We start from the raw sequence: 290 nt of genomic DNA, 5'->3' as shown, positions 1-290 counted from the left end.
AGCGCGACGATCGCGCCGTCGGCGTCGGCGCCCACCCACACCGCGCCCGCGCGCCGCACCGTGTCGAACCCGGGGCAGTTCCAGCCGGCCGCCTCGGTCGCGCCCGGGCCAGCGAGCGCCGCCAGCACCGCGGTGCGGTCGGCATAGGCCGCGCGCAGGCAGGCGGTGTGGTCGGAGCGCATCGCGCAGAGCGAGCGGCGCCGCAGCCAGGCCTCCTGCGGCTCGATCCCGGGCGAGGCGGGCACGAGCGCCTGCGTGCCGGCGCGGGCCAGCACCGCGACCATCGCCGC

The 290-nt window shown here is 80.3% G+C and carries 1 pseudogene; it reads right to left on the bottom strand.

From position 1 onward, the window contains the following. Window positions 1-290: pseudogene (locus tag K3A85_RS17830) on the bottom strand (hypothetical protein); the annotation flags it as partial.

Source organism: Novosphingobium huizhouense (assembly GCF_020179475.1).
Classification (GTDB): domain Bacteria; phylum Pseudomonadota; class Alphaproteobacteria; order Sphingomonadales; family Sphingomonadaceae; genus Novosphingobium; species Novosphingobium huizhouense.
The sequence above is the reverse complement of the archived record's forward strand: the minus strand, read 5'-3'. Positions and strand labels throughout refer to the sequence as shown.